The sequence below is a fragment of the Bartonella clarridgeiae ATCC 51734 genome, from assembly GCF_000518185.1.
GTDB lineage: Bacteria > Pseudomonadota > Alphaproteobacteria > Rhizobiales > Rhizobiaceae > Bartonella > Bartonella clarridgeiae.
Genome location: NZ_JADC01000009.1, coordinates 162,493 through 188,897 on the forward strand (window position 1 = coordinate 162,493; position 26,405 = coordinate 188,897).

17 protein-coding genes, 2 tRNA genes and 1 pseudogene are annotated in these 26,405 nt (G+C 34.8%); 15 read left to right on the top strand and 5 right to left on the bottom strand.

The genetic code is table 11. From position 1 onward, the window contains the following. Nucleotides 1–283 precede the first annotated feature (283 nt). Both T420_RS0101145 and T420_RS07285 read left to right on the top strand, forming a co-directional pair. Nucleotides 284–2,866, top strand: coding sequence for a DNA translocase FtsK (locus T420_RS0101145; protein ID WP_013544581.1), 2,583 nt, complete (start codon nucleotides 284–286; stop codon nucleotides 2,864–2,866). A 194-nt stretch (nucleotides 2,867–3,060) separates the two neighbouring features. Next, nucleotides 3,061–3,198, top strand: coding sequence for a hypothetical protein (locus tag T420_RS07285; RefSeq protein ID WP_013544582.1), 138 nt, complete (start codon nucleotides 3,061–3,063; stop codon nucleotides 3,196–3,198). A gap of 105 nt (nucleotides 3,199–3,303) precedes the next feature. On the opposite strand, the gene mscL is transcribed toward T420_RS07285, so the two are convergent. Next, nucleotides 3,304–3,717: a large conductance mechanosensitive channel protein MscL gene (gene mscL / locus T420_RS0101155; protein ID WP_013544583.1), complete on the bottom strand. Its 414-nt coding sequence runs from the start codon at nucleotides 3,715–3,717 to the stop codon at nucleotides 3,304–3,306. Between the two features lie 448 nt (nucleotides 3,718–4,165). Here mscL and T420_RS0101160 point away from each other — a divergent pair, with 448 nt between their 5' ends. The 6 genes from T420_RS0101160 (at nucleotide 4,166) to pgl (ending at nucleotide 9,674) form a co-directional block, all read left to right on the top strand. Next, nucleotides 4,166–5,254 carry a quinone-dependent dihydroorotate dehydrogenase gene (locus T420_RS0101160; protein WP_013544584.1) on the top strand — a complete coding sequence of 363 codons (1,089 nt, stop codon included), beginning with the start codon at nucleotides 4,166–4,168 and terminating at the stop codon, nucleotides 5,252–5,254. A 102-nt stretch (nucleotides 5,255–5,356) separates the two neighbouring features. Continuing rightward, a tRNA-His gene (locus tag T420_RS0101165) sits at nucleotides 5,357–5,433 on the top strand. 180 nt (nucleotides 5,434–5,613) lie between these two features. After that, a complete protein-coding gene (locus T420_RS0101170; RefSeq protein ID WP_026501073.1) occupies nucleotides 5,614–7,041 on the top strand; it encodes a glutamine synthetase family protein in 1,428 nt (475 codons plus the stop codon). Nucleotides 7,042–7,051: 10 nt separating this feature from the next. Next, nucleotides 7,052–8,335: an NAD(P)/FAD-dependent oxidoreductase gene (locus tag T420_RS0101175; RefSeq protein WP_013544586.1), complete on the top strand. Its 1,284-nt coding sequence runs from the start codon at nucleotides 7,052–7,054 to the stop codon at nucleotides 8,333–8,335. 394 nt (nucleotides 8,336–8,729) lie between these two features. Then, nucleotides 8,730–8,900, top strand: coding sequence for a hypothetical protein (locus T420_RS07290; RefSeq protein ID WP_155914824.1), 171 nt, complete (start codon nucleotides 8,730–8,732; stop codon nucleotides 8,898–8,900). 57 nt (nucleotides 8,901–8,957) lie between these two features. Next, nucleotides 8,958–9,674 (top strand): 6-phosphogluconolactonase, encoded by a 717-nt coding sequence (pgl, locus tag T420_RS0101185; protein WP_013544588.1) that lies wholly within the window; start codon nucleotides 8,958–8,960, stop codon nucleotides 9,672–9,674. Nucleotides 9,675–10,244: 570 nt separating this feature from the next. Here pgl and folD read toward each other — a convergent pair. After that, nucleotides 10,245–11,144: a bifunctional methylenetetrahydrofolate dehydrogenase/methenyltetrahydrofolate cyclohydrolase FolD gene (folD, locus tag T420_RS0101195; protein WP_013544589.1), complete on the bottom strand. Its 900-nt coding sequence runs from the start codon at nucleotides 11,142–11,144 to the stop codon at nucleotides 10,245–10,247. Between the two features lie 319 nt (nucleotides 11,145–11,463). Here folD and T420_RS0101200 point away from each other — a divergent pair, with 319 nt between their 5' ends. Continuing rightward, on the top strand, nucleotides 11,464–13,344 hold the full coding sequence (locus tag T420_RS0101200; RefSeq protein WP_013544590.1) for an AsmA family protein: 1,881 nt from the start codon (nucleotides 11,464–11,466) through the stop codon (nucleotides 13,342–13,344). 92 nt (nucleotides 13,345–13,436) lie between these two features. Here T420_RS0101200 and T420_RS07400 read toward each other — a convergent pair whose 3' ends face one another. Further along, nucleotides 13,437–13,595 (bottom strand): hypothetical protein, encoded by a 159-nt coding sequence (locus T420_RS07400; RefSeq protein WP_013544591.1) that lies wholly within the window; start codon nucleotides 13,593–13,595, stop codon nucleotides 13,437–13,439. 222 nt (nucleotides 13,596–13,817) lie between these two features. On the opposite strand from T420_RS07400, the pseudogene T420_RS0101210 reads away from it, so the two are divergent. Both T420_RS0101210 and T420_RS0101215 read left to right on the top strand, forming a co-directional pair. Continuing rightward, nucleotides 13,818–14,560 (top strand): annotated as a pseudogene (locus tag T420_RS0101210) (16S rRNA (uracil(1498)-N(3))-methyltransferase). Between the two features lie 67 nt (nucleotides 14,561–14,627). Further along, on the top strand, nucleotides 14,628–16,001 hold the full coding sequence (locus tag T420_RS0101215; RefSeq protein WP_013544593.1) for a glutamate--cysteine ligase: 1,374 nt from the start codon (nucleotides 14,628–14,630) through the stop codon (nucleotides 15,999–16,001). 343 nt (nucleotides 16,002–16,344) lie between these two features. On the opposite strand, the gene rpsU is transcribed toward T420_RS0101215, so the two are convergent. Beyond that, nucleotides 16,345–16,578 (bottom strand): 30S ribosomal protein S21, encoded by a 234-nt coding sequence (gene rpsU / locus T420_RS0101220; RefSeq protein ID WP_013544594.1) that lies wholly within the window; start codon nucleotides 16,576–16,578, stop codon nucleotides 16,345–16,347. A 706-nt stretch (nucleotides 16,579–17,284) separates the two neighbouring features. Between rpsU and T420_RS0101225 the strand changes: the two genes are divergently transcribed. Then, nucleotides 17,285–19,207: a BID domain-containing T4SS effector gene (locus T420_RS0101225; protein ID WP_013544596.1), complete on the top strand. Its 1,923-nt coding sequence runs from the start codon at nucleotides 17,285–17,287 to the stop codon at nucleotides 19,205–19,207. 341 nt (nucleotides 19,208–19,548) lie between these two features. Here the strand turns inward: T420_RS0101225 and T420_RS0101230 are convergent. After that, nucleotides 19,549–19,625 (bottom strand) — tRNA-Arg (locus T420_RS0101230). 383 nt (nucleotides 19,626–20,008) lie between these two features. Here T420_RS0101230 and T420_RS0101235 point away from each other — a divergent pair. From T420_RS0101235 to pgi, 3 genes are all read left to right on the top strand, one after another. Then, nucleotides 20,009–21,118 (top strand): efflux RND transporter periplasmic adaptor subunit, encoded by a 1,110-nt coding sequence (locus T420_RS0101235; protein WP_013544598.1) that lies wholly within the window; start codon nucleotides 20,009–20,011, stop codon nucleotides 21,116–21,118. A gap of 32 nt (nucleotides 21,119–21,150) precedes the next feature. Next, nucleotides 21,151–24,294 (top strand): efflux RND transporter permease subunit, encoded by a 3,144-nt coding sequence (locus T420_RS0101240; RefSeq protein WP_013544599.1) that lies wholly within the window; start codon nucleotides 21,151–21,153, stop codon nucleotides 24,292–24,294. A gap of 187 nt (nucleotides 24,295–24,481) precedes the next feature. Then, nucleotides 24,482–26,125 (top strand): glucose-6-phosphate isomerase, encoded by a 1,644-nt coding sequence (gene pgi / locus T420_RS0101245; RefSeq protein WP_026501075.1) that lies wholly within the window; start codon nucleotides 24,482–24,484, stop codon nucleotides 26,123–26,125. Nucleotides 26,126–26,405 lie beyond the last annotated feature (280 nt).

The window sequence follows — 26,405 nt, forward strand, 5'->3', positions numbered from 1 at the left end:
TTCTTTGTCTGTAAACTGTATAATACAGTTGGCTTTTGTAACAAGATGTTTCTCACTGAAATACAAAAAACAGGTTTAAAACAAAAGATTAACACAACACTATCATAGTAATGAGCTTTTGCTTTAATTAATTTTTTTTCCAGTAGAGCGTTTAATTTCTTTTATTGCGAATTTTTCTTTAAAAATTGACGATTGGCAAAAAGTTATTAACCTTCGTAATATAAAATTTACGCATTCTCATTGTAAAAGTAGTTATTCTCATTTCTATAATTTGTTGGGTATCATGCGCCATTTGAAAAAAAAATCTATTTCTACTTCTTTTCCTGCTGATAAAAGTGCGGAAGGTGTATCAAAAAAAAATTCATCGGTCAGTGTTGTTGAAGTACTTTCTTATCCTGCAGTGTGGAAAAAAGCATTTTCTCTTGGACAGAACGTACGTTTTACTCGAACACCGGAAGTAGAGATTTTGCGTCGTCGCATAGAAACAGATCCGGTTTTTGCAAAACAATTTAAAGTTTTTGCGGAGCAAAAGCAGCAAAGGTTTGCAAATATGACAAAATTGGATAGGGCAGTAATGGAGCCTCAATTGACAGAGAATGAAATGAATATTCAGTTGTCTGAAAAAAAAGCATCACTTTATTCTTCAGCTGCTTTCAAGCAATTTGTGCAACAGACTATGGTTACACCAATTGAAGAAAAAAAAGTGCATCATTCATCTTTGGTAGAAGTAGAAGGCATGACACAAAAAACAGATCATACGTTATATCTGTCTAATTATTTGTCTGATAATGCATTTTTTGAGTGCGGTCCTTTTATATTAGAACAAATGAATCATAAGACTTCAAAAAAGGAAGTATCGGTTAATTTTATTCATAATGAAGATTTATTGGAGACCAATTCTGTTGTTGATAAATCAATTACCGATTTTTATCGTGTGCTTGAATGCCGTTTTCCTCAGTTTTGTAATATGGGTGTATCAAAAACTTCAACAGCGGATATGAAGGATTCTGAGAAAGCTTCTGATGTGAGCTATACAGAAAGCGAAGTTATCCAAGAGATTCAAATGTGTCATGTTGAATCTTCTTTGCAAGACGAAGACAATAAAGACGTTGAAAAGATCCAAGATTTGTCTGTTATTGAAGCTATTCATGAAACAAACAATATGATGGGTGTTGTAATGCATAATGATCCTCTTCATGTTACTGATCGCGTAACAGTAAGAGAGAATGCAGTGAATGTTTCTCGAACGAGAGGAGAAGAAGGTGAACAGGGAGCTACGAGTATACCGTTTTTTGGCCGTGATTCAGTTTTTGTACCAAGTTTTCATTCTGTAAACTGCGATGCTTATAAGTTTCCTCCAATTGATTTATTACAGGAGCCTATTTTTCAGGATGGCACAATTATTTCGCAAGAAACATTGGAGCGTAGTGCAGGGCTTTTGGAAAGTGTTTTAGAAGATTTTGGCATTAAGGGTGAAATTATTCATGTTCGTCCAGGGCCAGTGGTGACAATGTATGAATTTGAACCAGCTGCTGGAGTTAAGTCATCACGGGTTATTGGTCTTTCTGATGATATTGCTCGTTCTATGTCTGCTATTTCTGCACGTGTTGCTGTGATTCCTGGACGTAATGTTATTGGGATTGAGTTGCCAAATGCAGTTCGTGAGACTGTTTATTTGCGTGAATTAATTCAATCAAGTACTTTTGGTGATAGCGAATTTAAATTAGCTCTTGCTTTAGGAAAAGGGATTAATGGTGAGCCTGTAACGGCAGAATTGGCAAAAATGCCCCATTTGTTAGTTGCTGGAACGACAGGTTCAGGAAAGTCAGTTGCTATTAATACAATGATTTTATCGATTCTTTATCGGCTTTCACCAGAGCAGTGCCGTTTGATTATGGTTGATCCTAAGATGTTGGAACTTTCCATTTATGATGGTATTCCGCATCTTCTAACACCTGTTGTCACTGATCCCAAAAAAGCTGTGACGGCTTTAAAATGGGCAGTTCGTGAAATGGAAGAGCGTTACCGAAAAATGGCTAAATTGGGTGTACGTAATATTGATGGTTTTAATACACGGATTGCACTTGCTGTGGAAAGAGGCGAAACAATTATGTGTACTGTACAATCCGGCTTTGATAAGGAAAGCGGAGAAATACTTTATCATGAAGAAGCGATGGATTTGACACAGCTACCTTATATTGTAATTATTGTTGATGAAATGGCTGATCTTATGATGGTGGCTGGTAAAGAGATTGAAGGTGCTATTCAACGTTTAGCACAAATGGCTCGGGCGGCTGGTATTCACCTTATTATGGCCACACAGCGTCCTTCTGTTGATGTGATTACAGGCACAATTAAAGCAAATTTTCCTACTCGCATTTCTTTTCAAGTTACATCGAAAATTGATAGTCGTACAATCTTAGGTGAACAAGGTGCTGAAACACTTTTAGGTCAGGGAGATATGCTTCATATGGCTGGTGGTGGCCGTATTGTGCGTGTGCATGGACCTTTTGTTTCTGATAAAGAAGTGGAATCAGTTGTTGCGCACCTTAAAAAGCAAGGAAAACCTGATTATTTAGCAACAGTAACGGATAGTGAAGAGGATGATAATGATGCCGAAGTTGTTGATTCTGTTTCTGAAATTGTTGCAGCAGGAAATTCTAAAGAAGATAGTGAAGAGCTTTATGTACAAGCAGTTAAAATTGTATTGCGTGATAAGAAATGCTCAACATCTTATATTCAGCGTCGTCTTGCAATCGGCTATAATAAAGCAGCTTCTCTTGTAGAACGAATGGAAGAAGAAGGTATTGTTGGGGCAGCCAATCATGTAGGAAAACGTGAAATTTTGCTTAGTAAGTTTACTTAAAGACGATATTAAGATCTCAAATTATCACATCTATATTAAGGGCTAAGTGATTCTTTATAAGTGAGGAGATAATTCTACGCTTATTTTTTTATCATGAAATTAAATAATAGAGCAAAAGGCTATTTTAAGGTTTCAGTTAAATAATTATTATTTATCTAGAGGAGAAAAATACTTCAAAATTGTAATGAGAGATAATGGTTAGGAAGGGCGATAAAGAAATTGTACAAATGATGCAGCCTTATGATCAAATAGATGCAAGTATGGTGACAGCATATTTAGAGAACTGGCTTTTTAAGACTACTATCTATTTATCAGACAATATTAGAAATTAGAAAGAATTAGTAGCCAATTTTATTATTTTCAAGCTTGATCACGGAACAAAGGTGAAAATTATTTTTTTCTGTGTTCCGTGAATAAGTCTGTGTGTGTGTGTGAATTTATTTTTTATTGGCTAATAGGTCTCGGATTTCTGTTAGAAGTTGTTCTTCAAGAGACATATCTGTTGGGTTTTCAGCTTCTTTTTGTTGGCGGCGCATTTTATTGATGCCTTTGACAAAAAGGAAAAGAACCCAAGCAATAATCAGAAAATTGATAAAAAGTGTTATAAAATTTCCGTAACTAATGGTTGCTCCTGCTTCTTTCGCAGCATTTAGAGTTGCTTTTTTTTCACCGGCGAGTTGAATAAACATATTAGAGAAGTCAATACCACCTGTGATAAGACCAATAACTGGCATAAAAATATCATTAACGATTGAATTAACTAGGCCACCAAAAGCGCCTCCTATAATGACACCGATCGCTAAATCAATCATATTTCCTTTTAAGGCAAATTCTTTGAATTCTTTAAGCATTGTTTTTTCCTATTTATATGTGCGATGTATAACAATTTTAACTATCGCTTTTAATAAAAAAGAAAAGAGTAATTTTAATTTTCTTGCTAAATTATGGTTTAGATATCAACAATATTTTACAATGATATTATTATGATGATAAATGAAAATTTTCTACTAAATATTTCATTTTAGATTAATATTAAAGGTATTTGATGATAAAAATCTATATTTTAAAATTATAAAAATAGATTAGCTTTATAAACTTATATTAGTGTTTTATCTGATTTCTGTCCAATTTTTGTAAGAGTAAATTTAATCACTGAGTTATATTATACATTTTTGTACTATAGAGATTTATTTCATCATTTATATGCTATTTTGCCTTTGTTGGTAGTTTTTGATGTGCGAGAATTTCAATAAAATGGAAAAGATAGATTTTATTATATAATTGTATAAAGGCAGATTTATGAATTTTTTTCGTTGTATTGGTCATTCTGCTTTGTTTATGTTAGATCCAGAGCGTGCTCATCATTTAGCTATTTCTGGACTAAAAAGTGGATTGGGTGGTTGTCAAAGGATTGTTGATAAGCGTTTATGTGTCAATATTTTGGGGCTTCAGTTTGAGAATTTTATTGGTCTTGCCGCAGGTTTTGATAAAAATGCAGAAGTTGTAGATGCTATTTTACGCTTAGGGTTTGGTTTTACTGAAATTGGTACAGTTACACCAAAACCCCAGGTTGGAAACCCAAAACCCCGGCTTTTCCGTTTGATAAAAGATGAAGCTATTATTAATAGAATGGGCTTTAATAATGACGGATATCAAATTGTTTATCACAAGCTTTGTAAGCGTAAACGAGGTGGTATTATAGGAGTCAATATTGGTGCGAATAAGGATACAGTAAATAGGATTGACGACTATATTTCTGGTATTGTTTGCTTTTATGACGCTGCTGATTATTTTGCACTTAATATTTCTTCGCCTAATACACCAGGTTTACGTAATTTACAGATCCGTAATAGCTTACGTTTTTTGATTCAAGCAATTTCGCAAACACGTAGCGAACAAAAGGAAAAACATGGATTTTCTGTTCCGATTTTTTTGAAAATTGCTCCTGATTTGACAGAAAAGGAATTGGATGATGTGGCCCAAGAAATAAGTGTTTCTGATTTTGATGGTTTAATTATTTCTAACACGACTCTTTCGCGTCAAGGACTCACGGATAATAAGTGGATTGCTGAAGAAGGTGGGTTATCGGGACGCCCATTATTTGAACGTTCTACTATTGTCCTTGCAAAAATGCGTAAAAAATTAGGAAAAAATATTGCAATCATTGGTGTTGGTGGTGTGAAGGACGCACAAACAGCTTTGGAAAAAATTAAAGCTGGTGCAGATTTGATTCAAATTTATAGCGGAATGATTTATGAAGGGCCAAATATTGCTGTGACCATTATGAAAGAAATTTTGCGGTTGATGCAGCAAGATGGTATTGATACTATAACAGCTTATCGTGATTATAATGTTGACAATTGGGCAAAATGTGCACTTCCTTTATGATAAAATTGTTATTTTTTGATAAAAAATGCAAGATTTTTTTTAAGGGGCTTGCAAACTCTTTTGATCTTCCGTATGTCACACAAACGAAAAGTAAGTATTTATGCGGTTGTAGCTCAGCTGGTTAGAGCGCTGGTTTGTGGCACCAGAGGTCGTAGGTTCAAATCCCACCAACCGTACCATCTTTCACTGTTTTTTGTAAAATTAAACGGTATCTTGGAAAACTGTTAGATGTATTTACTTGATAAAAGTTATTGCGTTCTTTAAATAAAAATTAAGTTAATGCAATTTTTGCATAATATTAATTATATAAATAATGTCATAACAAAAAGGGCTTAATTGTTTTTTTGAATTGATGCGTTATGACTGTGAAAAATAGTGAACAAATGAAGAACGAAAATTGTAAGCCTATTTCTAATTTTCTCGAAAATTTACGTGGTGTAAAAGATTGGGAACAAGTTTCACAATGGCTTGCATTCCGAAACGTAGAGGATATCGAGTGTATTACACCCGATCAGGCAGGGGTGGCACGTGGCAAGATGATGCTTTCTAAAAAACTCACATCGGATACATCATTAGCATTACCTTCATCTGTTTTTATGTCAACAATTTCAGGAAATTATCCTGAAGATGGCAATGGTTTTGAATACCCAAAAGCAGATGGTGATTTACGTCTTGAGCCTGATCTTTCTACATTGACTATTGTTCCATGGGAAGAGGCTCCTACAGCACAAGTGATTTGTGATCTTATCTATCAAGATGGACAGAGTGTTGAGTATACACCGCGTAATGTTTTGAGAACAGTGATTGATTTTTATACTCAGATGGGTTTAAAGCCAGTTATTGCACCAGAAATTGAATTTTATTTTGTGCAAAAAAATCCGGATCCTGATTATCCTTTGGTGCCTCCAGTTGGTCGTTCTGGGCGTTCAATTGGAGGAGGACAGGGATATTCGATTGCTGGTGTGAATGAATTTGATGAAGTGATTGACGATATTTACCAATTTTCAGAAGCACAAGGATTGGAAATTGATACCCTTATTCATGAAGAAGGAGCAGGCCAATTTGAAATTAATTTACGTCATGGAGATCCTATTGAATTAGCTGATCAAGTTTTTATGTTTAAACGAACTATCCGTGAAGCGGCACTTAAACATAATATGTATGCAACGTTTATGGCAAAGCCTATCCAGAGGCAGCCAGGATCTGCTATGCATATTCATCAATCTGTTATCGATCAAGAAACAGGTTCTAATATTTTTACAGAAGAGGATGGTGAAGAAAGTATATATTTTCGCTATTTCATTGGCGGGTTACAAAGACATATGGCAGGCGCTCTTGTTATGCTTGCTCCTTATGTTAATTCTTATCGACGTCTCATGCCTGGAATCTCAGCGCCGGTTAATTTACGATGGGGATATGATAATCGTACAACAGCTTTTCGTGTGCCACGTTCTGCTCCACAAGGACGACGCGTTGAAAATAGAATTCCTTCATCAGATGCTAATCCTTATTTGGCATTTGCTGCTTCTTTGGCTTGCGGCCTCATTGGCTTGCAACAAAAACTCGAACCCGATAAACCAACAAAAAAAACTGTCAATGCCGATAATATCGAATTACCACGCGGACTCATTGAGGCGGTTAATTTGTTTGAACAAGACAAAGCGCTACGTGCTATTTTAGGAGATACATTTGTTAATACTTACGCTGCTATTAAACGACAAGAATTTGAAATTTTTATGGAAGTTATTAGTCCGTGGGAGCGTGAATATCTTCTGCTGAATGTTTAAGTATTTTACTATGATTGATTATAATCCCATTTCTCCTGGATATTCTTGGTATGAAGATACTTTAGAAGAGCGTCCTTTGTATCCATTTGTCGATGAAAAAGCACAGTGTGATGTGGTTATTATTGGAGGTGGTTTTACGGGTCTTTCAGCTGCTTATCATTTAGCTAAAAATGGAGTTAGTGTTATTTTATGTGAGGCTTCACGTTTTGGCGATGGAGCTTCTGGACGCAATGGGGGGCAATTGGGAACAGGTCAACGACAATGGGTAGAAACGTTAGAGAAAAAATACGGTTTTGAACGAAGTAAAGCACTATTTGATTTAGCTGAAGAAGCTAAAAGAGATATTTTGTCTTGGTGTACTAGACCTGATTGTAAGATTGATTTTATGATAGGGCAGCTTTCAGTTATCCATAAAAAACGTGAGATTATAGCTTATCAGCAGCATGCTGAGACATTGCAGCGTTATGGTTACTCTAGCCTTACTTTTATGGATAAAAATGAAACAGCTGAGCGACTTGGCTCTTCTTTTTATCACGGTGGTCTTTATGATGCAGAAACTGGTCATATCAATCCTTTAAAATTAGTTGTTTGGTTGGCAAAAAGAGCAAAAAAGGCTGGTGCTAAGCTTTATGAAAAAACACAAATAACAGGAATAAAACGAAAGGGAAATCAGTGTATAGTAATAACAGAGCGAACGAACATCACAGCCGAGAATGTTTTATTAGCAACCAATGCATATAAACTTGGACTTCAGCATTTTATTGAGAAAAATATTGTTTCTATTCGCTCATATATTGGAGCAACAGAGCCGTTACCAAAACATAGTTCGATTCTTTCAGAGGGTGAAGCAGTAGATGATTCGCGTTTTATGGTTCGTTATTTTCGCAAAAGTATGGATAATCGCTTATTATTTGGCGGAGTAGAAAGTTATGATTATCGATATCCGGTTAATTTAAATGAGCGTATACGTCGGCAAGTTATTGAAATTTATCCTCATTTACGGTCTATAAATTTGACTCATTGTTGGGGAGCAACAGTAGCAATTACAGTTGAACGTATGCCCTATGTTCGCCAAATTATGCCAGGTGTTACTTATTGTGGTGGATATTCAGGACACGGGGTTATGTTAGCTCCATTTATAGGTAAATTATATGCTGAATGGTTGTGTGGAAAGCATGAACGTTTTGCATATTTTCAAGATTTAAAAATTTCTTCTTTTCCAGGTGGAAAATTTTTGCGTTATCCACTTATATTTTTAGCCATGAATTGGTTTTCGTTGATGGATCATTTTTAATTAGTCATGATTTGAAATGAAGAAAGTTAATGGCTTATTTAAAGTCTATCTGCTTTGTAGTATGGTTTTTGTAAGACTTTATTTAGATGATTTTGGGAAAGGAATAAATAATAAAGAAATGTTATATTTCGTAAGATTATGATTGATAATTTTTGGTAGAAGAATACAACTTTTTATTTACAGACAGATAAGAACATGTCTGAAGTTGTTGTGATTTTAAAACTTATTTTTCATATGAATATAAATAAATTTTTTTCTAACTGATTGATTATTCATCCATAACTTAATCATAAGAAACAGTGCTTGATGATGAATGATCCAGCTTCAATAAATATGGTTTTATTATATACCATTAGATCTGAATTTTCAGATGCGTTTTCTGAAGAGGGTTTTGGTGCTTGTGAATGCTTATTGGTTGATGGTATGTGCCGAAAATAAAACATTGTTTGTGCATCGTGATAAAGTTGTCTGGTACTGGATTGATCGAATTCTTAAAGAATGGAAGATGATCAAGTCCTCTGTGCATTGGCATAATTCTGGTTCATTGAGAGGAAATTTGCTTTAACTATTTTGAATGAACGTGATGGACGCATATAGAATAACTTAGTTTGGGGCGATAATAATGTATGAAATGAATATCAACCGTTTTGAAACACCTTCTGCTTTAGCATTAGCATTAACGGATCGGGTTGCAGCGGAGCTTAGCGTCTCTATTCTTGAGCGTAAACAAGCAATTTTAGCTGTTTCTGGTGGGAAAACACCAGAACTGTTTTTTCATTATTTGTCGAAAGTTGATATTGATTGGCAAAATATCATTATAACTTTGGTTGATGAACGTTTTGTATCTGTTAGCGATGAGCGTTCAAATGAATATTGTGTGCGGCGCCATTTATTACAAAATTTTGCTGCTAAAGCACGTTTTGTAGGACTTTATCATAAAGCAGTGACTGCTGAACTTGCGGCTTTTTCAGCTGCTAATCGCGTAAATACTTTGCCTATGCCTTTTGACGTTACTGTTTTAGGAATGGGTATTGATGGACATACTGCTTCTTTTTTTCCAGATAGTGACCGTTTGGAGCAAGCACTTGATCTCCAATCACAAGCACTTGTTTTACCTATTTATGCTAGGAGTGCTGCTGAGCCAAGATTGACGTTGACTTTGCCAGTTATAATTCAGTCTCGTTTTATCGCTCTTCATTTTGAAGGATCTCAAAAATACGCTTGTTTCGAAGAAGCTTGTCGAAATGGATCTGAAATGGAAATTCCTATCAGAGCAGTTTTGCATCACGCACACCATCTGGTTCAAGTTTATTGGTCGCCTGCAGAAAATGAAATATAAGAGGCGAAAAAATAATGAAAGTATCTTGAAAATGTAATGCTCTTTCTGATAATTAAATGTGCAAATGAATAAGAAATTGAGAGACTTTTTTAAAGACAATTTCTACGGTTACGCAAAGAGTTTGTAAGTATTTTGTGTGCCAGCATTGAAATCTTATCTAGCTTAAGATGCAAAGATATAAGAAAACTGCTCCAAGTGAATTGCTGATGGAGGTGCTAATTGGGAGGTTTTAATTGCAGAAATTGTATATTCAAAGCATTAAACAAAATATCTGCAGCTATCTATATAGCATTAAATACTCTTGATGATGCTTCTGTTGTGTTGGTGCAGGTAGTAATGCAGTTTGTTTTGATGCTTATATGATTATTTAATTAAGGAATAAGGTAATTGAACATCGCAACAATCACATTGCTAGACCTTTTAAATAATGGATATAGCACTGGACACGCGCGCTGTTATTGTTTTGATCAGCACACTGCGCTGCGCAGCTCAAGAAATATTTTTTATTAGGTGTTATTAGAATATAAAAGAAATAATTTATTATTCATGTAATAAAAGTGCATAAAATCTTTAGAATTCTGGTACAGGTAATTTATGCGCTCGGGCGGCGGCTTTAAGCGTATTGACCATAAGCATGGCAATAGTCATAGGACCAACACCTCCTGGCACAGGAGTGATAGCGCTAGCTTTTTCCCTAACTTCTTCGAAATCAACATCGCCAACAATATGCGATTTTGTTGTATTTTTTCCTGATGTTGCAATTCGATTAATACCAACATCTATAACAATAGCTCCTGTTTTAACCCATCCCTTTTTGATCATTTTTGGACGACCGACAGCCACTACTAAAATATCAGCGCTGCGGCATACTTCATCAAGATCACGGGTACGACTATGAGCAATCGTTACTGTGGCGTTGGCTGCTGTTAAGAGGGCTGCCATGGGTTTACCAACAATATTAGATCGTCCAACGATGACAGCATCAAGACCGGATAAATCTTTGCCACATTTTTGTTGGATCATCATCATGACACCAGCTGGTGTGCAAGGAATGATTGTGTCTTCGAAGACGTTTGCTGTAAGTTTTCCTATATTTATATAGTGAAAACCATCAACGTCTTTGTGGACAGCGATAGTTTGTGTTATATTATTTGTATTGATATGAGCAGGGAGAGGAAGTTGCACCAAAATACCATGAATTTTAGGATCAGAATTTAATGTTTCGATAAGCTTAAGGAGTTCTTTTTCTTGTGTTTCTTTGGACATTACATGTTTGATTGAAAGGAAGCCACATTCTTCAGCTTTTTTACTTTTTGATGAAACATAAATTTGGCTTGCAGGATCATCTCCTACAATAATAACAGCAATGCCAGGTTGTATTGTATGATTTTTGTGGAGTTTTTTTGTTTCATTTTTAACTTTAACAAGAATGTCTTCGGCAAGTTGTTTGCCGTCAATAATGTTATCCATAAGAGGAGTCCTTTCGGTAAGGCTTTTTGGCTTTTATATAAAGCATTTGCTGATAATAAAATAGAGTTTTATAGCAATGTTTAAGTTAGAATAAAAAAGGTGGTTAAATGGTTCTTATGTTTTTTAACACTGTGAAGGCAGTTAAAATGAATGTTTGATAAAAAGGTAATAATATTTCTGTTCCAATGAAATTTCGATAAAAATGGAAATAATTGAACTGTTAATATATATAAGAGATTTCAAGAGTGTAAAAACCTTTCTGAACTTTTATTTTATTTGATTTTAGTTTGTGATAAGGATGAGAGCTTAGAGTAAAATTGTGTGCATTAAAATAATAAAATTTTTAAGTGGAATTTTTATCGCAATTGTTTCTTTAGGTGGGGCTGCAGTTATTATTTTTCCCTATATTGTATCAACAGATGCGATTCGTATCCGTTTAGCACAGGATTTAAGTGTATGGACTGGCTATAATGTTCAGTTACGCGATCCTCCAAGATTAAAAATTTTTCCTTATCCCAAAGCATTTCTTTCAGGAGTTACTTTAACACCAAAAATTGAAAGTATTGCACCTTTAATGGAAGTAGAATCGATTGAAGTTGATCTTTCTTTGGTTTCTCTCCTTGGGGGACATATTTCTTTTTCAGAAACACGAGTTATGTACCCAAAATTTGTTATGGATAAACCTGTTAAAACGATATCTGATTTTTTTGATACACTTTTGCGGTCGCAAGGTGCATTAGGTTTGGCAATACAGAGTGCTCGTGAGATTATTAAGCATAATCCTGATAATCCAGATGTAGCAAGCCTTTTAAATCAACCTTTTGGGCGTATTGTTATTGAAAATGGTACACTGATATATCGTGATGGTATTTCTGATGTAATGGAAAAAATAACAGGATTAAATGCATCGATAGATTGGCCTGGATTAACACAGGCAGTGCAGTTTCGCGCAAAAGCCCGTTGGCATGGAGAGTTAACGGAATTATTAATTAACGCTGATCAAGCTTTGTTTCTTTTAGCAGGAGGGAAAAGCTCACTTAAGGTGAGTTTCAATTCCGTGCGTGGTGGTATAACATTTAAAGGACAAGCACAGTTATCTGAATATTATATTTTTGACGGGAAACTTTCACTGCGTTTCCCTGGGTGGGATCAGACAGTCGCGTGGATTGGTGGTAATCAGTTTTGGGGGAATGGGTTGAAGATACCTATTGTATGGGAATCTCATTTTTTAGCACAGCCGGCACGTATTCGAATGAACAATATTATATTTACAATCGGTACAGCAAACGCACGTGGAGCTTTGGAATTTGATTTTAAAAATCATGTACCTGTTCTCATTGGATCTTTAGGTTTTGATAAGCTTGATTTTAATATTTTGAAATCGTTATTTTTTTGTTCTGAAAAGGAAAATGAGTTTTTTGATGTAGCTTTTTTAAACCGTATAGGATTGGACATACGCCTTTCAGCACCACAAGCAAAAATAGGTGATATTGGATTGACTGATTTGGCAGCAGCAATACAAATTAAAAATGGACATGGCATTTTTGATCTTGGAAACGTGAATATTTTTGGTGGTTCTATTCAGAGCAATATTCAGATTATTCCAGATGGCAAAAGAGCAAATATTAAAGGAAGTGCTTCAGGTACTTCTGTTGACGTACAGGCTATTTCATTAGCTTTAGGACTTTCTCCGCTTTTACAGGCAAAAACCAACTTCATTATGACAATGCAGATGTTTCCTAATTGTTGGTCAAAAATTCTTACTCAGATGCAAGGACAGTTAACATTGAATATGTCTTCTGGTCGATTGGTGGGGTATAATCTAAATGATTTGCAGAGTAAACTTTCAGAAAATGAACAGTTTCTTTTAATGAATAATCAGAAGCTTTCAACAGATTTTGATCGTTTGAATATTAAAGCGAAACTTTCAGATGGTGTAATATCCGTGACAGAAGCATTAATGCATACTGCGGATTGGAATTTGTCTGTTCATAAAGCAATAGAAACTTTTGTTACTAAGGGTGAGCGGAATGATTTGATATTACGAGCAAAATTGCAGAAGAATAATCGTTCAGAGACTATATGCAAAGATATTGAGTGTCTCACTAATAGTCTTGTACAACCTTTGGTTTTTTCATTCAGTCCTGCTGAGAAAGTTTTCGGCAATTTTTTTGTGAAAAAAAATATCACTGAAAACTAACATTTTGCTTTTCACTATTAGTGGTAATGCAGAGAGTTTTTAGAAAATATTATTTTATATAAAATTTTAAAAATATGCTGACGTGTATGTATTTATGCTGGTGTATGTGTATTGAAGTGAGTAGAAATACCGTAGCCATCGTGGATAATTACACGCTTTTCATTTGCTCCAACTGATCCAATTCCTACAGTAACCAAAATAAAGCCTAGAATTGTAATAATAGTGATAACTGTAGCTTTTTTAAAAGACATATTTTTCTCCAATTACAAGATAATCTATTGAGTGCAATGATGTGTATTATTAATGATAAATTTTTATGAAAACAGAATCATTTAGCATTCTAATTGTTCCAAGTATATCTTATAAAAGTAAAAAAATTCTATCGCCTTTTATAATTTAGTTTTATAGATTGTATTTTTCGTGCTGATTACCATTCTCTTGACCATTTTAAAAAGCTCTGGCACAAACTTTTTATGCGTGTAAATTATAAATTGAAAAGACTATTTGTTCGGCAATTACTAGCTTTAAACAAAGAAATAGTAATAGAGGGTCAACAAGCTTCTTATCTTATGCATGTTTTGCGCATGAAAGAAGGCGCTAAAATTTTGCTTTTTAATGGACAGGATGGCGAGTGGCTTGCCAAGCTTACTTTTATTAAGAAAAAATTTGTGGTGGTTCGTCTTATTAATCAGGAAAGATTGCAGACAAAAAGTTCAGATCTTTTTTATTGTTTTGCTCCCCTTAAATATATGCGTTTGGATTATATGATACAAAAAGCTGTAGAAATGGGGGCCTCTGTTTTGCATCCTATTATAACACATTATACACAAGTCACGCGTATCAATATGGCTCGTATAGAGGCTAATATTATAGAAGCTGCTGAACAATGTGGTATTTTATCTTTGCCAAAATGCGCCCCTGCTGTACCATTAAAGACATTTTTAGAAAATTGGGATGAAACGCATGCTTTGTTTTTTTGTGACGAGTTAAGCGAATCGTATAATACGATTCCTCTTTTTAAAAAGCATAGAACAACTCCGTTGGGTGTTCTTATTGGACCAGAAGGTGGGTTTAGTGAAGAGGAGCGAGTTTTTTTAAAGAAATATCCTTTTGTATTTTCTGTGTCATTAGGTCCGCGCATTTTGCGTGCTGATACTGCAGCTGTTGCTGCATTAGCTCTTGTTAATGCTATATAGGGGATTGGCCAATTGATTAAGAGGCTTGCAATATCATCCAAAACAATTCATTTTAATAATACACTTAATAGTAGGATAAAATAATTGATGGCGCTTGATACAACTGATGAAAGTGAAATTAACAACTTAGATTCTTTAGTTGGTTATTTCGAAGAGGGCTGTAAAGCAGAGGATGACTGGTGTATCGGTACAGAACACGAAAAGTTTCCGTTTTATGTAGATGGTTTCCGTCCTGTTCCATATGAAGGTACAAAAGGAATACGAGTGTTATTGGAAAAAATGCAAGAAGTTTTAGGATGGAAAGCTGTTTTAGATGAGGGGAATATTATTGGGCTCCTAGGATCAGTAGATCAAGGTGCTATTTCTTTAGAACCTGGGGGGCAGTTCGAATTATCTGGGGCACCACTGAAAACAATTGGCAATACTTACTGTGAAGTTATGGCGCATTTAGAACTCCTCAAAAAAGTTTCACAGCCGCTAGGTATTTGTTTTTTAGGTATGGGGGCTAGCCCAAAATGGACATTGGATGAAACACCGAGAATGCCCAAGTCACGTTATCAAATTATGACCAATTATATGCCAAAAGTTGGTCATAACGGCGTTGATATGATGTATAGGACAGCGACCATTCAGGTTAATCTTGATTTCTCATCTGAAACTGATATGCGACGGAAAATGCAAGTATCAATGAAATTACAATCTATTGCAACAGCATTATTTGCCAGTTCGCCTTTTACTGAGGGGAAGCCAAATGGTTTTTTGTCTTGGCGCTCTCACGTTTGGCGCAATACTGACAATCAAAGAACAGGAATACTTCCATTCGTATTTTCTGAGCGTTTTGGTTTTTCTGATTACGTTGAATGGGCACTTGATGTACCAATGTATTTCGTTGTGCGTGATGGACATTATTATGATTGTACGCATATAACTTTTCGCCAATTTATGAATGGAGCCTTGAGAAGGCAAATTGCAGATTCAACACCAGCTATGGGAGATTGGACTAATCATTTATCGACTTTATTTCCAGAAGTGCGGTTAAAACGCTTTTTGGAAATGAGAGGTGCTGATGGTGGTTCTTTGCAGCATATCTGTGCATTATCTGCTTTTTGGGTTGGTCTTCTTTATGATAGTGAGGCACTCAATGAAGCGGAGGCTTTGACAAAAGATTGGTGTTTTGAAGAAGTTTTAGAAATGCATACACGTGTTGCTAAAGAAGGGTTAAAAACACCTTTCCGTCAAACTATGATTTTAGAATTAGCACGTCAAGTCCTTGCTATTTCACGTAAAGGTTTAAAAAATCGTCAGCAGTATGATACTGGTGGTTTTGATGAGACAGATTTTCTGACTCCTTTGGAAGAAGTTGTAGCAATAGGGCAAACAAATGCTGATAAACTTTTATCTAACTATCATTCTATTTGGGGTAAATCTGTGGATCGAGTATTTTTAGAATATACTTACTGAATTGTTTAAAATAAAAAAATCTTCTTTAATAATGCACATACTTTAATTGCTGTTTATCATTTAGTATTTAGTTTTAACACAACCTTATATTCGAATAATTCGAATCCTATAAGTGTAACGTTATTGTGGAAAAACAGGAAAATGCAGCTTTATCAATGAAAAAGCCACAAAAAACACCCTCCCCACAACTATTTTTACTGTTGAATCTACTTTATTAATTTAATGAAATACCAAAAAATAATCAAAGTATTTTAATATACTTAACCGTAAGATAAAATAATTTCACATAAAAAAACACACAAAAACTTTCCCCTCTATTCATATTCTAGGTTAGACGACTATATTACCGCACAGGAAAAGTGCGACCACCACTAATAAGCCCTTCTCTTTGTGCATGTTTACGAGCAAGCTTATGTGTGCGACGAATAGCTTCAGCTTTTTCACGAGCCCGTTTTTCTGACGGCTTTTCATAGTATCCACGCATTTTCATTTCACGGAAGATACCTTCACGTTGCATCTTTTTTTTCAATGCACGTAGTGCTTGATCAACATTATTATCACGAACGAGTACCTGCACAGCTTATCCTGCTTTGTTTCAATATTAAAAATAAATAGGTTAAAACCTAACTTTCTTTAAACTGTTGAGTAAAAAGAGTATATAGCACAAGATACTTATCATATAAATAGGGTATTTGTCTATATTGCTTTTCAAAAACTCTATTTTTTGCTATTACTTGCTAATATGTTGCCTCTCTCAAAAGTATGGTCAGTTTTGTTATTAATTTTAGATCCGGTCGCATATAATCGCATTGTGCAAGCTCAAACAATATCAGGGATGTCTTGTTATCGATAGTTTGATGATCAACTATTCCGAAATGAACACTAATATATCTGGAAGATTAAAACTGGTCATTAATTGTTTTTGTGGTTAAGCAGCGCAGCTACCGGTATTTCAGTAAATCGAAGCTTCATCTTTTACCAAGGCATTCATTATATCAAAATTCATCTCTACGTAATCGATGAAAAACAACAACTTTATCTCATGATTTCATCATAAATTATTTTAATATATAATAATTAAGTGAATAAACATCACTATTATAAATATATATATAGAAATATTTTAGAATAAAGTTTTTACTAAATATTGTGTTTAAACAACATAACATTTATATATTATCACAATAAACAGCATATTGATAATAATCAAAAGAATATACATATTTTTATTATGATAATGATAAATAATTCTTACACAATTTGATTAGAGCTAGAAAAAATGTATGGAAAAAGATTCAACTCCTAATTCTATATCTTTTTTGCAAAAACAACCACAAAAATTCCACGAAGCGTTTGATGCGGCCATCAGTTTGTATATGCTTGATGGGTTATTTATTTCTTATGAAACACTCGAAATTGTGAGAAAATATGCGCGCAAGGGTTATTCACTCGAACAATTTAATAATTTGATGGATAATGCTGGACTAAAGAATAATGATGTGAGATTAAATGCGCGGAAAGTAAAGATAAACAGTAATACCTTACAGTCCTCTAATGGTTATGCTTATAATAATAGCCGAACGCTGAAGAATAAATATGGAATGGAAGGTAAGGCTTTTGAGAGGATATGTGCACATGATATAATACAAGCGATCGTTAATCTAAAAGAAGAACCGTTGCCGGAAAAGTTTGATTCCTCTTATCTAAAATATCTTCATAAATGTCTGTTTGAGAAGACGTTTGAAGGGGCTGGTTGTATCCGCGAGCCTCCATTTAAATTTTCAGATTATCTAAAATATCTTCATAAATGTTTGTTTGAGAAGATGTTTGAATGGGCTGGTTTTACCCACGAGCTTCCATTTAAATTTTCAGATGGCACAGCACTGATCAATAATGAAATTAAAGACGGTTTAAAAAGAATTGATCAAATGCTTGCCGAGAAGAATAATTTGCGAGGTCTATCACGTGAAGAATTTATTCATGAAGCATCAACAATATTTGCCTTGCTCAATAATTTATATCCTTTTCAGGCTGGAAGTGAATGCACACAACGAATATTTTTTGAAAAAATGGCCGAGGCTGCGGGACATAAGCTTGATTTCTCAGTTGTGACAGAAAAACGCATGCGATTTGCTTGTCATGCTGCATTACCAAGTGATGGCAACGATATAGGTGATATAACTCCTATGCACCATCTTTTTGAAGATATTTCCAATCCAGAAAAAGTACGTATTTTAAAGGAATTTATGATACACATGCGAGATACGAATGTTATCAAATACGTAGAGATGAAAAATAAGATTTTTGTCCTGCCAAATGAAGGCAGTACCTATACAGGAATCTATGAAGATTGTAGCCCAGATTTCATTATGTTTATGGTGAAGGATAATTACTTTGTATGCAAAAAAGATTATTTTGCGCCAGAAACATTAAAGAAATTACGGTTTGGTAAAGAGCTTACTTTTACAGCTTCAATGCGAGACAATTTTGAGAACATACTGATCCCAGGAGAAAAATTAGCTCCTTTGACGGAAAAAAAAATTGTCGCAAGAATTGTAAAAAATGCTTCTGTCCAAACGAGTCGAGAAAAAATCGAGCGTTTATCAAAACGTGTCTATGGGGACTCGAAAATATTGAACAAAGATATAAGTCTGATTAATATAGATTCACGTTTGGGTAAACAGCATGTCAAACAGATTGTGGATTTTTCTAAATATACTTCTAAGCTTGCAGGTACAGTAATATTGCGTATAAGAAGTCCAAAACGCAGAAGAGCTCAGGCGAATTACTTTAAGCTTGTTCAGGAAGTTGATAGTTACATAAGTACTGTAATCGCTACTAGAGAAAAAATTCTTCAAGAATATCAAAAAGAACAAGAACGTTGCCAACAAGTAGTAGAAATGCCTAGCCAGGCATTGCAAGATATTATTAATTTGCCAAAAGAAGATCGAATAAAAGCGTTAAATGACAATCCTTCGCTGAACAAAGATATCGAAGATCTTTTGAATAAAGTCAAAATTCGTCTTTCGCCAAGAGAGCATCAAGCACTTGATGGGAATCATTATGAGAAACTCGCTAGGAGCGTTGGCATATCAATGAGTAAGGCACAAAAAATTGCAGAAATTGTTCAGAAAGTTCAGATAGCAAGACAGTTAACCAGAAAATACAAAATTCATAAGTCGAGAACGATGGGTATGACTCGTTAAAAATGTAAGGTTTTATATCTTTTTTTATATTCAGGGATGAATTGTCTGTGAATAGTATTAGTTTAAGATACTTGTGTCTATCTCGATTTTAATAATTTAAGTTATAATAATTTTTTTTCATTGAATTGTTAAGTTAGTGTTGAATTTGTAAAAATAGCGGTATCCAAAAAAATTACAAATATAGAGCTTACAAAAATAAAAAGACAATCCAGAAAGAAATCTTGATTTATAGCGTACTGTTAAAGGAAAATGTAAAATCCTGTTTTCGTACCTTTATTATACTGTTCCTAATTATCAAAAAATATAAATAAAATCAATATCTTATGAGTATAAAACTCTATTGGCGCACCCGAAGAGATTCGAACTCCTGACCCCCAGATTCGTAGTCTGGTGCTCTATCCAGCTGAGCTACGGGTGCGTATTCAGTTTTTCGTATCGTTAGGATATAGGGTTCTTAATCGTTTCGTTAGTGAATTACAAGTGAAACTTGGTAAAATAAAGATTTTTATCTGTTGATCCATTACATGTTGTTTAAGTACTGTTGTAATTTTGGGATTACTATTTACTATAAAGTCTCTGCATAGTTCTTATATCATTGTGTTTGTTATAGTAAAATTTCAATATGAACGATAGTTAACTTGACGGTCTGATCTACGAAAGATAGTCAAGTATAAATGAGATAGGTTTTTGTGATGAGAGTTTAAGAGATACTATCTGCAATTTGGTTTTATATAAAACTTTAATATTGCATAAAATTATTTCATACAGATGTGCATATTTATTATAAATCAAGGAAGAGCTATGGGGTTGTTGAAAAAGACTGTTCCATTTGTACTTTTAGCTTTCGTTTTGATTTTTTCTTATTGTAAGTCAAAACATAGTTCAGAAAACTCTATTCGTGCAGTGGATCAAACAAAAAATGTGTCGCATAAAACATTAAAATCATCAACAGGTATGCCGGCAGCGAAAGTTATTGTTGATTCTGTTAAGGTTAAAAAATTTTCTGAAAGGCTCAATGTAATTGGCAACGGAAGAGCTATTGCAACGGTAGGATTAACTCCCTGGTCAGCAGGTGTTGTTGATAAACTTTTTGTATCAGCTGGAGAAAAGGTGCAAGCTGGTGATTTGATTGCAAAACTTGATTCTAAAAAGGAAGAAATAGCGGCTGCAAGAGCAAAGGTACAACGTGATAATAGTGCTTTAACACTTTCTCGTATTCTTAAGTTACGTGCTACTAATACAGCAACAGAAGTGCAAGAACTCACGGCACGCTTAGAGTTAGATAATGCAAATTTAGCTTTGCGTGATGCTGAATTAGCACTTGATCGACGAACAATTCGTACACCAATTAGTGGAATTGTTGGTATTTTACCTATTGATGTAGGGAACGCCGTTGCTCTTAATACTGAAATAGGTCGTATTGAAAATAGAGAGCGCATTTTGATTGATATATGGGTGCCTGAACGATATGCATCACGTATTAGCAAAGGAGATAAAGTAGCTGTAACTTTAACAACTCAGTCTAGTGAAACTTTTATTGGCCATATTTATGCGATTGATAATATAGTTGATGTTGCAAGTCGTACATTTCACGTTCAAGTTGAGATCAAAAATGAAAAAGATACACTTATGTCTGGTATGTCTTTTTCTGTTACATTTCAATTCGATATTGGCTTATTTCCTGTTGTTAATCCTCTTGCTATTCAATGGGATAGTAACGGGTCGTTTGTATGGTGTGTAAAAGAAGATAAAGTAGAACGTACTCCAGTATCGATTATTAAGCATAAAACAGATAAAGTGTTTGTGAAGGCTTTTCTAGAAAATGATGCTCAAGTTGTTATTCAGGGAGTACAAACGCTTTATCCAGGTAGGAGTGTCATTGTTGAAGTTTCAAAGGGGCCTCAACAGTAATTATCGGTGATGAATGAGCGGGATGTATTATAATGAGTCAAGAGTTTAAGACAAAACAGTCTATAATACAGCCAGAGCAAGGCGGTATGATCGCATTGTTTATTCGGAGACCAGTTTTCACTTTTGTTGTGAATGCTATGATCATGATTGCAGGATTTGCTGCATGGATGAATGTTGATGTACGTGAATTGCCAGACGTTGATACTCCAGTAACGACGATTATGACAATTTTTTCTGGTGCATCGGCAGAAACAATTGATCGTGAGGTTACGAAAGTTATAGAAGATGCTGTTGCTCGTGTTTCAGGAGTTAAAACGATTTCTTCAACTTCCTCTTTTGGTCGTTCCCGTGTGCAAATTAATTTTAATGTTGGTGTCGATTTAAATGTTGCAGCATCTGACATTCGTGATGCCATTTCTCGTATTGCATATTCTCTCCCCAAAGATGCAGATTCACCTTTGATTATTAAAGCAGATTCAAATGCTGCTTCAATGATGTATTTAGTTGTGACTTCACCAACAATGAGTATTGATGATTTAACAACGGTTGTAAATGATCAAATTGTTGATGTGCTTTCTGCTGTTGATGGTGTTGGTGATGTACAAGTTGATAATGCTCGTACGAAGATTTTTCAGATTGATGTTGATCAAGTTAAGCTTGCTAGCTATGGATTGACTGTTGCAGATATTTCGCGTGTTCTTGCTGATATGACAACTGATGCTCCTGTAGGATCATTGCGCAATTCTATACAAACTTTAATTGTACGTGCTACTGCTCGTTTGACAACGCCTGAAGCTTTTGAACAGGTTGTTTTAAAACCTCATGTGCGACTTGGAGATGTTGCTCATGTCACTTTATCCCCTGATGTAGAAACAGTTATTCTTCGTATTAATGGGAAGACAGGGATAGGGATGGGGATTGTGCGTAAGGCGCAATCTAATACTCTTGATATTTCTGAAGGTATTCGCGCGGTTCTTGAAAATCTTAAAATTGTTCTGCCTCCTTCTGTGGATATAAGTATTCTTAGTGATGATGCTATTTTTATTAAAAGTGCTCTTCATGAAGTTAAGATTACCTTAGTTATCGCTATATTGAGTGTTATTTTGGTTATTTTTCTTTTTCTTAGAGATATTCGTGTAACACTTATTCCTGTTTTGTCTATTCCAGTTGCTCTTATCGGGACAATTGCAGCGATTTATCTTGCAGATTTTTCATTGAATATTCTGACGTTTTTAGGAATTGTTTTGGCGACGGGCCTTGTTGTAGATGATGCAATTGTTGTTCTTGAAAATATTGTTCGATGGCGTAATATGGGATTAGGATCTCGATCAGCAGCAGTAGTAGGAACGCGAGAAGTATTTTTTGCTGTTTTAGCAACGACATTGACTTTGGTTGCTGTTTTTGTACCTATTTCTTTTCTTCCTGGGCAGGTTGGGGGACTTTTTAAAGAATTCGGTTTTGTCTTAGCTATTTCTATTTTGCTTTCTTCAGTCGTTGCTTTGACACTTTGTCCCATGCTTGCTTCACGCTTTCTTAGAAAATATGTTGAAGACAGTGGAGGAGGAACACATTATTTTGTTCTTTTAGATAAATGGGGTACTTTTTTTAGCAGAAGTTATGCTTATAGTTTACATAAATGTTTAGAACGCCCTTGGACTGTTATATTGGTTTCCCTTATTTTTGCAGGTTTTTGTTTTGGAGGCTATATGAAGTTACAACAGGAGCTAACGCCAGAAGAAGATAGGGCAGTTATCCTTCTGGTGATTAATGGGCCACAAGGGATTTCAGTGCAATATTTGAATGAGCAGGTGAAACAGATTGAAGCGAGCTTAGAGCCTTTGCGCGATTCTGGTGAGATTATTAATAGTTACTCTATTGCTGGAATTGGTGGTTCACCTAATAGTGCTTTTCTTGTTTTGTTGCTTTCATCTTGGGATCAGCGTTCTCGGAGTCAGCAAGAAATTGTGGAAGATATTAATAGGAAGGTTAAGGAATTTCCGGCAGTACTTGTATTTGCAGCCCAAGGTAATTCATTAGGAATCCGAGAAACTGGTCAAGGATTACAATTTGCAATCCTTGGGGATAATTATACAAAATTAGAATCCACTGCTGGTGAACTTATTAAGCTTTTGCAGCTTGATGCACGTTTCGTTCGTCCACGGCTTACGGTAGATGCAACACAACCACAATTTTTTATTGAAATTGATCGAGAGAAAGCTTCTAATTTAGGTATTGATATCACCAATTTGAGTAATACGCTACAAGCAATCTTAGATGGAAGAAAAATTGGTTCCATTTATATAGATGACCATTCTTATAATGTTAAATTAACATCACGTAAGAATCCTATTAATAATCCTGCTGATTTGGAGAATGTCTTTTTTAAAACTACAGATGATAAATATGTTCCTTTATCGGCTATTGCAGATTTGCATGAAAAAGCTATTGCACCTCAGTTGAAACGGGAAAAACGTATGAGTGCTGTTGTTTTAAGTGCCGGTCTTGCTTCAGGTGTTTCTTTAGGAAATGCGTATCAAATTATAAAGGATATTGCTTCTCCTTTATTATTGGAAGGAAATTATATTGTTCCTTTGGGGGAAGCTGCGACACTTGGTGAAACATCTTCTAGTTTTATGATTGTTTTTGGTATTGCTTTTGTGATTATTTTATTAGTTTTAGCTGCGCAGTTTGAGAGTTTTGTTTCAGGTTTTATTATAATGGCTACTGTACCCTTAGGAATCGGTTGTGCTGTAATTGCTATGCTTTTTAGCGGTGTTAGTCTGAATATTTATAGTCAAATTGGTTTGATTTTATTGGTTGGAGTTATGGCCAAAAATGGTATTCTGATTGTTGAATTTGCAGATCAGTTACGTAATCAAGGTAAAAGCGTGCGTGAAGCTGTAGAAGACGCAGCGAATATTCGTCTTCGTCCAGTGTGTATGACGATGATTTGCGCTATCTTAGGAGGAATTCCTTTAGTTTTAGCAAAAGGTGCTGGTGCAGAAGCACGTATAGCTTTAGGGTGGGTTATTTTTGGTGGTTTAGGCCTAGCAACGGTTTTTACTCTTTATGTGACACCAGTTGTTTATCTCTTACTGGGACGTTTTGTACAACCAAAAGCAGAAGAAGAGATGTGTTTAAAAAAAGAACTCGCCAAATTGAATGACTTTTCTTAAATAAAAGACTAATAGATTTTTTAAGTTTTTATTTAAAAGATATCATTGTAATATCTTATCTTTTTCGTTTTTATTGCTTTATTTTGTGAGTTAGCAATGAGAATGAATTAAATAAGTTGGATAGTTCTCTGTTTTGTTATCATTGATGTTTAAAACTCTATTATCAATGGTTATGGAGATATAATTGATAATTCGTAATGAAAGAGCTTTTGAGCAAGTTTTGAAGGCATTAAAACAGCATCTTATAAAAGATGGAGTTTGTGATATTCGTCAACACTTTGCAAAAGATGCACAACGTTTTTCTCGTTTTTCTCTAAAGCTTGATGATCTTCTTTTTGATTTTTCGAAATGCGGTGTGACATTTAATACGTTGCAACTTTTGGATAATCTTGCTGTTGCGGCAGATGTATTAGGCTGGTGTAAAGCGATGTTTTCTGGTGAAGTTATTAATACTACTGAAAAACGCTCAGCTCTTCATGTTGCATTACGTTTTTCTGTTGATGAAATTTTTATGTTAGACGGACGTGATATCGTTCGAGATATTCAGGCTGTTTTTGCCCATATGGAAATATTTTCTGAAATGGTTCGCGATGGTAGCTATGAGGGAAGCAGTGGTGAGAGGATACTTGATATTGTGAATATCGGTATTGGGGGTTCTGATCTTGGGCCTGCAATGGTTACTAACGCCTTGAAGCCCTATCATGATGGTCCGCGTTGCCATTTTGTCTCTAACGTTGATAGTGCACATATTTCTGACATTCTTGCTGATTTAAATCCAGCAACAACCTTATTTGTTATTGCTTCTAAAACTTTTACTACTATTGAAACAATGGTTAATGCTCGTGTTGCGCGTCAGTGGATCAGTGCGCATTTAGGCGAGGAAGCAATAAGAACGCATTTTGTTGCCGTATCAAGTAAAGTCGATAAAGTAATAGAATTTGGTATAGATTCATCAAAAATTTTTAGATTTTGGGATTGGGTAGGGGGACGTTATTCAGTTTGGTCAGCAATTGGTCTTGTTATTATGTTGGCAATAGGTGGTCAGAATTTTCGTCAATTTCTCAAAGGTGCTCAGCAGATGGATCAACATTTTAAGAGTGCACCTTTGCATCAGAATATTCCTATTCGGTTTGCTCTTTTAGGATTCTGGCATCGTATTATTTGTGGTTATACATCGCGTGCTGTTATTCCTTACGCGCAGCGTTTAGAGCGTTTTCCAGCTTATTTACAGCAGCTTGATATGGAATCAAATGGCAAACAAGTTTTTTTGGATGGTAAGCCAATGAATTTTCCAAGTGGGCCGGTTGTTTGGGGTTCTTCAGGAACAAATGGACAACATGCTTTTTTTCAATTCTTACATCAAGGAACAGATATTGTCCCTGTAGAATTTATTCTATTTGTAAAAGGGCATGAACCAAATTTATGTCATATGCATGATATGCTGGTGGCTAATTGTTTAGCACAGTCAGAAGCTTTGATGAGGGGCCGTAATATTGAAGAAGTACGACATACTATTCATGGAGTTGACGATACTGAATTAGATAATTTAGCGCTTCATAAAAGTTGTAAAGGAAACCGACCCAATATTATATTACTCCAAGATCTATTGACGCCTTTTACGCTTGGTCGTTTAATTGCACTTTATGAGCATCGTATTTTTGTTGAAGGTATTTTGATGAATATTAATCCATTTGATCAATGGGGTGTTGAGTTTGGCAAAGAGCTAGCAAATGAATTATTACCAATGATTTGTGGGGAAAATAAAAATAACAACCATGATAATTCAACATTAGAATTATTAGCGCATATTCAAGAAAGGCGTATTAAATAAAGAAATTTTCGCATTCATTTGAGTGATTTACATGTAGTGGAAAAGTCTTTTGGAGGTCAATTATCAAATTTATAGAGATATCACTTGGAAAATAAATAAAGGGAATATATAAAAAAATCACTCCTCATAACTATATAACTATTTTATGTCAATTGTATCAGCATAGAGTATTTCTCTTCAGAGAAAACATTTAAACATTTAAAAGAGTACACTTACTATCTTTAATTTATAATATTTGTTAGTATATTATAAATTTTAAAAAGTACACAAAACCACTAAA